Consider the following 12,306-nt stretch of genomic DNA (forward strand, 5'->3'; position numbering starts at 1 on the left):
CGGCACGTGACGTGCGGTCACGGCCCTCCTCACCAGCCCGACGCGGTGTGGACGACGGCCGTGGCGGACTCCTCGCCCCAGGCCAGCTCCCGCAGCAGCGCCGCGGTCCCCTCCTCGGGATCGATCAGCCGGATGCCGCGCCGGGCGTACTCCCGGGCCAGCTCCACCCCCACCATGCCGGCGTGCCCCGCCGCGGGCGCCCAGGGCCCCCAGTGCACGGTCACCGCGCGGTGCCCGGTACGGGAGGCGAAGGCCGCGCCGAGGGTCTCCAGCGCGTCGTTGGCGGCCGCGTAGTCCACCTGGCCCCGGTTGCCCAGGACGGCCGAGATCGAGCCGAACAGCACCGTGAACGCCGGCGCTGCGGGGAGTTCCTCCAGCGCGGTGAGCAAAGCGTCCGCGCCGGTCGCCTTGGTGCCGTAGACGCGCTGGAAGGACTCGGCGGACTTCTCCGCGACGAGCCGGTCCTCGATCACCCCGGCCGCGTGCACCACGCCGTCGAGCCGGCCGTGCTCGGCGTGGATCTCCTTCACCGCCTGGAGCACCGCCCCCGGTTCCCGGAAGTCGACGGAGCGGTAGCGGGCCCGGCCGCCGAGCGCCGTGAGTTCGGCGAGGGTGGCGGTGATCTCCCGCTGGGCCAGCAGGAGTTCGGCGGCGCGGTTGATCTGCGCGGGCTTCGAGCCGCCGCGCGCGGCGAGCGCCGCACGCAGCTCGGCCGGGGTGCGGGCGGCCGCGGTGTCCGCGTCCTCGGGGCCGTCCGGCGCGGGGGTCCGGCCGAGCAGCTCCAGACGGCAGCGGGCGGCACGGGCGAGCGCCACGGCGAACTGCGCGGTGATGCCCCGCGCGCCGCCCGCGAGCAGGACCACCGAGTCCCGGTCCAGTCCGAGCGCCGCCGCCTCGGCGGCCCCGTCCCCGGCCGGTCCGGCGCCCGTGGTGCCGAGCGCGCCGAGCGGCGCCTCCACCAGCTCGAAACCGTGCCGGCCGGCCGCCGTGCGCCACACGACGGGGGTGCGGTCCGGCGCGACGGCCTCCGCGACCACGGCGTCCGCGACGGCGGACGGGGAGGCGTCGGAGAGGTCGACGACCCGGGCGACCAGCTCCGGGTACTCGCGCGCCACCGTCCGGAACAGGCCGCGCAGCCCGGCGGTCCGGGTGTCGGGTGTCGCACCGTCCGCCCGCACGGCCAGCAGCCAGCGCGGGCCGCGCGCCAGGGCCGCCTGCAGGACGGGGAAGGCGTCCGGCAGGACGGGGCTGTCGTCGGCGCCGTCGAGGGCGCCGAGGTACAGCACGCCGTCCACCGGCCCGTCGGCCTCGGTCAGGACGTGGTCCCGGGCCCGTACGGCGACGACCGCGCCGTGGGACGCCAGACGCGCCGCCGCTTCGGGGGCCTCCCCCAGAAGGGTCCAGCGGGTGCCGGAGAGCACGGTGGCGGGGGCGACGGCTGCGCCGGGCCCCGCGTCGAGCAGGACCGGCCGCAGCACGTGCCGTCCGGGCGGCACGCCGGTCACCTCCTGCGGGGCCACCGCGGGCGTGCCGGGCACCGCGGCCGGCGCCATCGCCTCGGCCTCGGGCTCGGCCTCGTGCTCGGTCTCGGCCTCGGCGGCGGGCACGGGGGCGGCCGGTCCGCCCAGTCGGGCGGTCAGCCAGTCGGTCACCGCGGCGGCCGTGCGCGCCTTCGTCAGCTCCTCCAGCTCGTCGTCGTCCATCGACGCGAGGTCCGCGCCCGCCCCGGCGCCCAGGCGCTTGGCCAGCTCGCCCGCGATCTCCGCCCGCTTGATGGAGTCGATGCTGAGGTCGGCCTCGAGGTCGAGGTCGGGCTCGATCATGTCGACGGGGTAGCCGGTGCGCTCGCTGATGATCTCCAGCACGACCTGCTGGACGTCGACGGGCCCGGTGGCCCGGGGCGGAACGGCATCCCGGCTCGGCTCCGCCGCCACGGCGGCCACCGCCGGTTCCGCCGCGGGGAGTCGGGGCACCGCCTGGATCACCTGCGGTACCGCCGTCACGGGCGGTGCGGGCAGCGCGCCCGCGGTGGCGCCGAAGTAGGTGAGCAGTACGTCCCGTTGGGCGGCGATCATCTCCCGGCTGGTGCGCAGGAATTCGGAGACGAGTGCGTCCCGGTCGGACGGGACGCCGTGCGGGGGGTTCGTCGGCACAGTCGCCACGGTCCTCTCGGGGGGTTCCACGACTCGTCGGGCCGGTGCGAGCGCACCGGGAAGGAGGGCGCCGGCGGCGGTGCGGACGAGCTGTCCGTCGACCGTCCAGCCGGGCCGCTTCGGCACGGGGGTCCGCAGCGCGTCGACCGCGTCCCGGCCGCGCAGCAGCCACCCGGCGCGTACCGGCGGGCCCGCGACGGCGAGCCGGGCCAGGGCGTCGAGCCAGTCGTGCAGCCCCCCGCCGGGGCGGGGCTCGCAGGCCACCGTGCGGTGCGGGCGGTCGCCGAGGATCTGCCCGACCAGCCGGGTCAGCACCGATCCGGGACCCGCTTCGACGAAGATCCGCGCGCCCGCCGCGTACATCGCCTCGATCTGCTCGGCGAAGGCGACCGGGGCGGCGATCTGGGCGGCGAGTCCGGCCCGCACCCCGTCCGCGTCGGCGGGGTACGGCGCGGCCGTGCGGTTGGACCACACCGGGAACTCGGGCGCGTGCACCGGACGGGCCGCGAGCGCCTCGGCGAACCGGTCGGCGGCGCCGGCGACCAGCGGGCTGTGGAAGGCGCAGGCCACGGGGATGCGCTTGGCCCCGAGACCCGCCTCGCGCAGCAGACGTACGGTCTCGGCGACGGCGTCCGTGGGCCCCGAGATCACCGTCTGCTCGGGCGAGTTGCGGTTGGCGACGACCACGAAGTCCGGCGCCCGGGTCGCCTCCAGCGCCCGTGCCACCTTGTCGGCACCGGCCGCGACGGCGGCCATGGCCCCGGGATCGCCACCGGCGGATCCAGCCGCTCCGGCCGCCCCGGTCGCTGCGGCGGCCCCGGCGGCTTCGAGGATCGCCGCGGCCCGTTCCGCGCTCAGGTCCAGCAGTGTCTCGGGGCTCAGCGCGCCGGCCGCGCAGAGGGCGACCAGTTCGCCGTAGCTGTGCCCGGCGGCCATGTCCGGCCGTACGCCGGCCGCGGTGAGCACGGCGTGCGCGGCGAGCCCGGCGACGCCGAGGGCCGGCTGCGCCACCCGGGTGTCGGTCAGCGCGGCCTGCTGACGGTCGCGTACCGCGTCGTCGAAGGCGGTCGGCGGGTACAGGGTGTCGGCGTGGGCGCGGCCGAGCTCCAGGTAGGGCCGCAGCTCGGGGAAGGTGACGAACAGGTCGGCGAGCATGCCGGTGCGCTGGCTGCCCTGGCCGGGGAAGAGGAAGGCGACCTTGGAGTCCCCGAGGCCGTCCCGCGGGGAGTCCGGTCCGGGCCGGTGGATCCCCCGCGCCGGGTCGTGCCCGGCCGGATCGGCCGACACCCGTCGCAACTTGCCGACCAGGTCGTCCACGTCCGTCGCCACGAGAGCGACCTGCGCCGGTTCACCGCTCGCGTCCGACCGCCGCGCGGCGCCGAGCGCCAGGTCCCGCAGACGCCACGGCCGGCCCTCCGCCTGCGCGGCTGCGAGGAGTTCGTCCACGGCACGGCCGGCCGCGGCGGCGTCCCGTCCGCGGAAGACGAACAGTTCGGCCGGCCAGGCGTCCGCGCCCCGCACCGGCGGCACGCCGCCGGCGTAGGCACTCAGCACCACATGGAAGTTGGTGCCACCGAAGCCGAACGCGCTGACCCCGGCGACCCGTTCCCCGGCGGGCGCCGCCCAGGGCCGGGCCCGCGCGTGGAACGCGAAGGGGCTGCTCTTCGGGTCCCAGGCCGCGTTGGGCGCCTCGACGTGCAGCGTGGGCGGCCTGACGCCCGTGTGCAGGGCCAGCAGGGTCTTGATCAGGCCGGCCAGGCCGGCGGCGCACTTGGTGTGGCCGATCTGCGACTTCACCGAGCCGATCGCACAGCCGCCCGGCCGCGCCCCGGCCTGCGCGAACACCTCGCTGAGGATGCGCAGTTCGGTACGGTCGCCGACCACCGTCCCGGTGCCGTGCGCCTCGACGAGCCCGACGTCGGCCGGGGAGACGCCCGCGTTGCGGTAGGCGCGCTCCAGGGCCGAGCGCTGGCCCTCGGGCCTGGGCGCGGTGAGGCCGAGCGAGCGGCCGTCGCTGGAGGAGCCGAGGCCTTTGATCACTCCGTAGATCCGGTCGCCGTCGCGTTCGGCGTCCGCGAGCCGCTTGAGGACGACGCAGGCCACGCCCTCGCCCAGCGCGATGCCGTCCGCCGAACCGTCGAAGGCGCGGGAACGGCCGGTGGGGGACAGGGCGTGCACGGAGGAGAAGAGGACGTAGTCGTTGATGCCGTTGTGCAGGTCGGCGCCGCCGCAGAGCACCACGTCGGAGGTGCCTCCGACGAGTTCCTTGCACGCGACGTCCACCGCGGCGAGCGAGGAGGCGCAGGCGGCGTCGACGGTGTAGTTGGCGCCCCCGAGGTCGAGCCGGTTGGCGATCCGTCCGGAGATGACGTTGGCGAGCATGCCGGGGAAGGAGTCCTCGGTGAGCTGCGGGAGCTGGTCGTCGAGGCCCGCCGGGACGCTGCCGTGGTAGGAGGGCAGGACCGCCCGCAGCGTGGCCGCGTTCGACAGGTCGCTGCCCGCCTCCGCGCCGAACACCACCGAGGTGCGGGAGCGGTCGAACTCCCGCTCCCCTTCGCCGTATCCGGCGTCCTCCAGGGCGCGCCGGGCCGCCTCCAGCGACAGCAGCTGCACCGGCTCGACGCTGCCGAGCGACGTGGGCGGGATGCCGTACCGCAGGGGGTCGAAGGGGATGCGGGGCAGGAAGCCGCCCCACTTGGACGGGGTCGATACGCCGTGGTGGACGGCCGGGTCCCAGCGGTCGGCCGGGACCTCGCCGACCGCGTCCACGCCCCCGACCACGTTCGCCCAGAAGGTGGGCAGGTCGGGTGCCTGCGGGAACATGCACGCCATGCCGACGACGGCGATGTCGAGCGGGGCCGGGGCGGCCGGCTCCCGGACCGTCCGCTCCCGGCCCGACTCGGCCGCGCGCAGGGTGAGATGCTCGATCGCGCCGGTCGTCACCGACGCGTGCAGCGCCGCGACCGTGGTGGTCGCCGAGCGCAGCACGGCCACCTCCCCGGCCATGAACATCCCCTCGGCGAGCTGGCGTCGCTCGTCCACGGGGGTGAGGGAGCCGTCGTCGTCCCGGGTCACGCCCTTGCTCGCGATGCGCAGCCGGCCGACGTTGAGCCGCTCCAGGGCCTCCCAGATCCGCCGGTCCCCGGCGCCCTCGGCCCGCAGCCGGGCCTCCTCGTCGCGGTAGCCGGCGGCGAACGGGCTCGGCACGCAGCGGGTGGCGTGCCCCGGCGCCGACTCCAGGAGCGTGGTGCGCTCGGCGGCCATGACCTGCCGCTGGAAGAGCGGCCGGATCGCGCCGTGGGACACGGCCTCGTCGGTGAACAGGTACGCGGTGCCCATCAGCATGCCGACGGCCGCTCCGCGCGCGGTCAGCGGCGCGGCGAGCGCGGCGACCATCGCCGCCGACCGTTCGTCGTGGATCCCGCCCGCGAAGAACACCTCGACGTCCTCTGCCCCGTGACCCTGCGACCAGTCCTCCAGGACCGCCAGCTGGGCCTCCCAGAGCGGGAAACTGCCGCGCGGCCCGACGTGCCCGCCGCACTCCGAGCCCTCGAACACGAACCGGCGGGCCCCGGCCTCCAGGAACTGCCGCAGCAGCCCCGGCGACGGCACGTGCAGGAAGGTCCGGATGCCGTCCCGCTCCAGCGCCTGCGCCTGGGACGGCCGTCCGCCCGCGATGATCGCGTGCGTCGGCCGCAGTTCCCGTACGGCCTCCAGCTGTGCGGCGCGCACGTCCTCCGGGGCGAAGCCGAGCACACCCACTCCCCAGGGCCGGCCGGCCACCGCGTCCCGGGTCTCGGCGAGCATCGCCCGTGTCCGCGCGCCGTCCGCCAACGCCAGGGCGAGGAAGGGCAGCGCCCCGTCGGCCGCCACGGCGGCGGCGAACGCGGCGCCGTCGCTCACCCTGGTCATCGGTCCCTGGGCGAGCGGGAGCCGGGTGCCGAGCGCCCGGCTCATCGGTGACCCGTCCCGCAGCGCCCGTACGGCCGTGTCGTCGCGTACGGCGTCCAGGACCGCCTCCCGCAGCGCCCGCAGGGTCCGCCGCACATCACCCCAGCGCTCGGCGAACCGTGCGGCGAGGAAGCCGTCCTGGCCCACCGGGAGCAGCTGTCCGTGGGGGTCCTGCGCGCCCAGCAGCGCCGCCACCTCGTGCGGTTCCGCGCCCTCGGCGAGCCGCGGGGCGTCCGGGCCGCGTCGCAGCAGGACCCGGTGTCCGGCGAGGACGACGGTCTCCGAGCCGTCCAGGGTGCGCAGCGCCGCGGCGGCGGGTTCGGGCAGCGCCGACTCGGCGAGCAGCGCGAGCTGGCTGTCCAGGACGACGCCCGCCGCGCCGCCGGCCACCGCGGCGGCGGCCGTGCGCGGGCCGATCCCGCCGCACGCCCACACCGGTGAGGTCACCTCGGGGGCGGCGAGGAGCTGCTGGAGCAGGACGAAGGTGCCCAGTTCGCCGATCCGGCCACCGCTCTCGGCGCCGCGGGCGATCAGGCCGTGCGCCCCGGCGCGTAACGCGGCCCGCGCGCCCGCCAGGTCGGTGACCTCGACCAGTACGCGGTACCGCGTCGAGAGGCGGGCGATCGACCAGGGCGCCTCGTCGGCCTCCGTGGTCTCCGTGGTGTCCGATGTCTCGGCGGTCTCCGTGGTCTCGGCGGTCTCGGCGGTCCTCGCGGGCCGTGCCGTCTCCGTGGTGAGGACCACCGTGTGCGGGTCGCCGGGCTCCAGGTCGGCGGGGGTCAGCCGGCAGGATGGGCCGACCCGGACCCCGAAGCCGCCCGGGGACGCGCGGCGCAGACGGGACAGGGCTTCGCGGGTTCTTCGGTCACCGGATCCCAGGTCGAGCACGCCGAGCCCGCCGGCCCGGTTGATCGCCAGGGCGAGCCCGGCATCGGGTTCGCCGAAAGGAGTGATGCCGATGATCATGTCCTCGGAACGCACAGCAGACGTCATGATTCTCCGAATCAAGGGTGAGACTGCACGGTGGGGGGTTCGGGACAGCAATGGCGGCTCACCGGATTCCCGCGGGCAGAGATCCACCGCGGAACGCCGTTCTAAAGCGCGTGCTCGAAACGCGTTGAAAGGTAGTGCGCTTATTACTCACTGGTCAACGTTCGAACGATCGGGCGGTATCCAGCCGCAATGATTCGGTCAGTCATGGGTGGAGGGCCAGGGCGTAGGAAATCGGATGAATTCCTTTCGGGCCAGGCCTCGTTCACCCTCCACTCACACGGTAGAAACATGAACGAACGCAGGAAATGGGTTCCTCTGGACCGCTTGTCCGAATCGCCACGCACATTCCCGGCGCCGGCCGGGCGGCGGGGAAAATTCTGTGTGTCGTTCCTGGAGTGACCGGGAAAGGCTTGTGCTGAGGACGGTGCCCGAGTCGCCTTGTGAGACGGGCCTTGACGCGGGCCGACCCGCCACGAAGACTGGAATGACTGCGGAGTCGAGCCGGTCCTCGGGAGGTCGTCGACCGGCTTGACTGCGTGGTCACCCGCCCCCTCCGGTGGCAGGGCGCGGGGGAGTCCGGACCGCTCACACGCTGTAGCCCCCGTCCACCCCCAGCGCCTGGCCCGTGATGAACCCGGCCCGGTCCGAGGCGAGGAAGGCCACCGCCTCCGCGATGTCCGCCGCCCGGCCGAACCGGCGCAGCGGGATGTTCCGCCGGGTGACGGCGAGCGCCTCGTCGTCCAGTTCGCCCGACTCGATCAGCCGGCCCGCGATGCCGTCGGTGAGCATGCCGGGTGCGACGCAGTTGACGCGGACCCCGTAACGCCCCTCCTCGGCGGCCAGGGCGCGGGCGACCGCCTCGACCGCTCCCTTCGCCCCCGAGGACAGCCCGTCGCGTACCGGGAAGCGCCGGGTGGCGACGGTGGTCACCGCGACGACGCTGCCCCGGCTCCGGCGCAGCACGGGCAGCGCCGGATGGGCGAGATTGAAGAACGCCACCGCGTCCGCCTCGAGTTGGGCCCGGTACTCGCCCGGGGTCACCCGGCTCAGATGCCGCATCGGCACATGCGGACCGGCCGCGTACACGAGCGTGTGGATGCCGCCGTACGCCTCGGCGGTCGCGGTCACCGCCCGGGCCGTGGCCGTCTCGTCGGTCAGGTCCAGGGGGAGCGGCACGAGTCCCTTCGCCCCGTCGGCGAGGGCCTCGGCCGCCTCCCGCCGGGCCCGGTAGGTGAACACCACCGAGCTGCCGCGGGCCGCCAGCGTCCGTACGACCGCCGAGCCGATGCCGCCCGTCCCGCCCGCGACGAACGCCACCCCCTGCCGGCCGGAGAAGTCCTCCTCCATGCCCCACCGTCCCTCCTGTCGCAGCGCCTCCGTGTCCCCGCCGCCCCTGTCGATGCACGCGTCCGCGCACGGCCGGGCGATCGGGTACTCCAGCATGTAGCCCTGTCCGCCGAAGAGTTGAAGACATCCGTCGACCCCGATCTCGGCGGCCGGCGGTCGGCGGCCGGCCCGAAGGGGCTGTCGGCCGAACGGGTCGGCAGGGTGGGGCGGCCGGGCGGGGCCGCGCGGACGTGCCGGGGGCCGTACGGGTTCGGGGCGACGACGTACGGAGTGTTGTCCCCGCAACCGATGTGACAATCAGCCCATAGTGCCCATATGACGCGTACCCGTACGGCGCTCCTGTGCGCCGCCGCTCTCCTCGCCTCGACCGTCCAGACGGCCGCCGTGGCCGCGACCATCCACCCCGGTCACCACGACCGGGCCTGCGCCGCCACCCAGAAACCGAGGGGCCAGGCGCGCGAGGTCCTCGCCCTCGTCCGCGCGGCCCGCAAGGAACTCGGTCTCAAGGCCGCCCTGGTCAAGGTCACGGTGGGCGGGCGTGAACTCGTCACCGGCGCGGACGGCGACTCCCTCACGGACGTGCCCGCCACCCCCGCCATGCACTTCCGGACCGGCTCGGTCGGCATCGCCTTCATGGGCACGGTGCTCCTCCAGCTCGTCCAGGAGCACAAGGCGCGCCTCGACGACCCGGTCTCCCGCTGGCTGCCCGACCTGCCGCACGGCGACGAGATCACCCTGCGGATGCTCGGCGACTCGACGTCGGGCCTGCACGACTACGTCACCGACCCGCTCTTTCTGAAGAAGCTCTACGCCGACCCCTGGCAGCACTGGTCCCCCGAGGAGGTCGTCGGGATCTCCCTCAGCCACCCCCTGTGGTACCGGCCGGGCACCAACTGGAGCTACTCGCACGCCAACTTCGTCCTCCTCGGCCGCGCCCTGGAGGAGATCTCCGGCACCCCGCTCGACCGCCTCCTGCGCGAGCGCGTCATGAAGCCCCTGAAGCTGCGCAACACCCGCAGCAACGACAACGCGCTCATCCCGCCGCCCGTGCTGCACGCCTATGACGACGAACGCGGGACCTACGAGGAGTCCACCTACTGGAACCCCTCCTGGACCACGGCCCCCGGCGCCATCCTGACCCAGGACATCTGCGACCTGGCCCGCTCCGGGCAGGCCATCGGCTCGGGCGAACTGCTCTCGAAGCGCTCCTTCCGCACCCAGCTGGACCCGGGCACGGTCGGCCTCGGGCATCCCACCGCGAACTGCCCCGCCACGGTCTGCCTGCCCATGACCGAGGACTTCCACTTCGGCATCGGCGTCGTCGTCAAGAACGGCTGGGTCGTGCAGAACCCGTCCTTCTTCGGCTACGCGGCGGTGATGGCGTACGAGCCGCACCAGCGGCTGTCCATCGCGGTGTCCACGACGGTGGGCCCGGACGCCCCCGAGGGCAACACCGCCCAGACGATCACCGAACGGATCGCGGACCTGCTCGCCCCGCAGCACCCGCTGTCCGGCTGACCCTCCCGGTCAACGCCCGGCGCGCACCCCGTCCAGCGCGATGGCCAGGACGCGGTCGCGCTGGGCGTCGTCCACGAAGGCCGTCGCGGTGACCCCGGCGACCAGCCGCAGCAGATCGCCGAAGTCCATGTCCACGCGGGCCGCCCCGGCCCGCTGGGCCCGCTCGAACAGCGGGCCGCCCGCCGCGTACATCGATTCACGGCAGGCCTGGAAGATCTCCGACTCGTCCTCCAGCGCCTCGCGCACCGCCCGCTTGGTGACCATGTAGCCGGCGAACCGTTCGAGCCAGGCGGTGAGCGCCGCCCACGGCTCCAGGCCGGCGAACTCCACGGCCGACCGGCACAGCGCGTTGACCTCGTCCGCGTACACGCTCTCGAACAGTGCCCGGCGGGTCGGGAAGTTCCGGTACAGCGTGCCGATGCCGACGCCCGCGCGCCGGGCGACGTCCTCCAGGGACGCCTCGGAGCCGTGCTCGGCGAACGCCTCACGGGCGGCGGCCAGCAGCGCGTCGTAGTTGCGGGCCGCGTCCTTACGGCCGGGCCGCTGGGCCGCGACGATCTCGCTGACGGGGAACTGCTGAGCCGGCACTGCTGCCTCCTGGGCGGGACTCGGTTGAACCGGAGGGGTACCTCCGATACAGTGGAGGGGTGCCTCCACTTTAACAGTCCGAGGCCTCTTCCCCTCTTTCCGGGTTCCTCCGAGAGGCTTGTCATGCCCCGCAAGTCCACCCGCCTCACCTTCGCGGTCCTCGCGACCGGTGCGGGCGTGTTCTCCATGCTCCAGTCCCTGATAGCACCGGCCCTGCCGACCGTGCAGCACGCGCTGCACACCTCGCAGTCCACCGCGACCTGGGTGATGACCGCGTATCTGCTGTCCGCGTCCGTCTTCACACCGATCCTCGGCCGGGTCGGCGACCTGGTCGGCAAGAAGCGCACCTTGGTCGGGGTCCTGCTCGCCGTCCTGGCCGGCTGTCTGCTCGCCGCGCTCGCGCCGAACATCGGCGTCCTGATCCTCGCCCGGGTCGTCCAGGGCATCGGCGGCGCGCTGTTCCCGCTCTCCTTCGGCATCATCAGGGACGAGTTCGCCCCGTCCCGGGTGCCCGGCAGCATCAGCAACCTGTCCGCCGTGATCGCCGCCGGCGGTGGCGTCGGCATGGTCGCGGCCGGACCGATCGTCTCCGCGCTCGACTACCGCTGGCTGTTCTGGATCCCCGTCGGCATCGTCGCGGCCGCCACGCTGATCGCCGTGCGCTATGTGCCCGAGTCGCCCGACCGGGCGGAGGGCAAGGTCAGCTGGCTAGGCGCCGTACTGCTGTCCGGCTGGTTGGTCGCCCTGCTGCTGCCGCTCAGTCAGGCGGCCAGCTGGGGCTGGGGTTCGGCCCGGGTGATCGGCCTGTTCGCCGTCGCCGTCGCGCTGTTCGCGCTCTGGCTGTTCACCGAGGCCCGCTCCCGCAGCCCGCTGATCGACCTGCGCATCATGCGCCTGCCGGCCGTGTGGACCACCAACCTCGCCGCCCTGCTGTTCGGCGCGGGCATGTACGCGATCTGGTCCTTCCTGCCCGGGTTCGTCCAGACCCCGAGCACCGCCGGGTACGGCTTCGGCGCGAGCGTCACCGCCTCCGGGCTCCTCATGCTGCCGATGCTGCTCGCGATGTTCGTCTCCGGCGTGCTCAGCGGCCGGCTCGAGCCCCGGGTGGGCGCCAAGGCACTGCTCACGACCGGGGCCGCGCTCGGTGCGCTCGCCCTGGGCTTCCTCGCCCTCTGGCACGACGAACGGTGGCAGGTCGCCTTCGTGGCCGGCGTGTTCGGCCTCGGCATCGGCCTGGCCTTCGCGTCGATGGCCAACCTGATCGTCGGCAGCGTGCCCGCCGGCCAGACCGGCGCCGCCACCGGTATGAACGCCAACATCCGCACCATCGGCGGGTCCATCGGCGCCGCCGTCACCAGCGTCCTGGTCACCGGCCGCCTCCAGCCGTCGGGCCTGCCCTACGGCTCCGGCTACACCCACGGCTTCACCCTGCTCGCGGTGCTCTGCCTGGGCGCCGCCCTCGCCGCCCTGCTGGTCCCGGTCCGCCGCGCGAGCCGTCTGCCGGAGCCGGCCGCCCACCAGGCGCCGACCGCCGCACCCACCCCCGTACGGTAAGCTCTGCCTGCGCGTTCCCGCAGCTCACCGCAGCGGCAACGCCTCGGGACGTGGCGCAGCTTGGTAGCGCACTTGACTGGGGGTCAAGGGGTCGCAGGTTCAAATCCTGTCGTCCCGACTCGTGAGAGTCGCAGGTGAGGGCCGGTTTCGGAAGCTTCCGAAACCACGCCACACACCTGTTGGGAAAAACGCGGGGCGATAA

General features: G+C 74.4%; 5 protein-coding genes and 1 tRNA gene. 3 read left to right on the forward strand and 3 right to left on the reverse strand.

Annotated elements, in window-relative coordinates; translation table 11 throughout:
• Positions 1 to 29: 29 nt before the first annotated feature.
• Both ABT070_RS40230 and ABT070_RS40235 read right to left on the reverse strand, forming a co-directional pair.
• Complete coding sequence (locus ABT070_RS40230; protein WP_351767904.1) at positions 30 to 7,097, reverse strand: SDR family oxidoreductase; 7,068 nt, start codon at positions 7,095 to 7,097, stop codon at positions 30 to 32.
• A gap of 585 nt (positions 7,098 to 7,682) precedes the next feature.
• Positions 7,683 to 8,444, reverse strand: coding sequence for an SDR family NAD(P)-dependent oxidoreductase (locus tag ABT070_RS40235; protein WP_351767909.1), 762 nt, complete (start codon positions 8,442 to 8,444; stop codon positions 7,683 to 7,685).
• 315 nt (positions 8,445 to 8,759) lie between these two features.
• Here ABT070_RS40235 and ABT070_RS40240 point away from each other — a divergent pair, with 315 nt between their 5' ends.
• Positions 8,760 to 9,962: a serine hydrolase domain-containing protein gene (locus ABT070_RS40240; protein WP_351767905.1), complete on the forward strand. Its 1,203-nt coding sequence runs from the start codon at positions 8,760 to 8,762 to the stop codon at positions 9,960 to 9,962.
• Between the two features lie 9 nt (positions 9,963 to 9,971).
• Here the strand turns inward: ABT070_RS40240 and ABT070_RS40245 are convergent, their stop codons facing one another.
• The gene (locus ABT070_RS40245; protein WP_351767906.1) at positions 9,972 to 10,550 is read right to left on the reverse strand and encodes a TetR/AcrR family transcriptional regulator; all 579 of its coding nucleotides are present in this window, start codon (positions 10,548 to 10,550) and stop codon (positions 9,972 to 9,974) included.
• Positions 10,551 to 10,673: 123 nt separating this feature from the next.
• Here ABT070_RS40245 and ABT070_RS40250 point away from each other — a divergent pair, with 123 nt between their 5' ends.
• Both ABT070_RS40250 and ABT070_RS40255 read left to right on the forward strand, forming a co-directional pair.
• Complete coding sequence (locus ABT070_RS40250) at positions 10,674 to 12,104, forward strand: MFS transporter (RefSeq protein WP_351767907.1); 1,431 nt, start codon at positions 10,674 to 10,676, stop codon at positions 12,102 to 12,104.
• Positions 12,105 to 12,148: 44 nt separating this feature from the next.
• Positions 12,149 to 12,222: transfer RNA gene (locus ABT070_RS40255), tRNA-Pro, on the forward strand.
• Positions 12,223 to 12,306: the final 84 nt, after the last annotated feature.

This window comes from Streptomyces sp. NPDC002884 (assembly GCF_040295245.1).
Classification (GTDB): Bacteria; Actinomycetota; Actinomycetes; order Streptomycetales; family Streptomycetaceae; genus Streptomyces.

Excerpts from the sequence above, each read along its gene's own strand:
- ABT070_RS40235 (WP_351767909.1), bottom strand. The coding sequence starts at position 8,444 with ATGGAGGAGGACTTCTCCGGCCGGCAGGGGGTGGCGTTCGTCGCGGGC.
- ABT070_RS40230 (WP_351767904.1), bottom strand. The coding sequence starts at position 7,097 with ATGACGTCTGCTGTGCGTTCCGAGGACATGATCATCGGCATCACTCCT.
- ABT070_RS40250 (WP_351767907.1), top strand. The coding sequence starts at position 10,674 with ATGCCCCGCAAGTCCACCCGCCTCACCTTCGCGGTCCTCGCGACCGGT.
- ABT070_RS40240 (WP_351767905.1), top strand. The coding sequence starts at position 8,760 with ATGACGCGTACCCGTACGGCGCTCCTGTGCGCCGCCGCTCTCCTCGCC.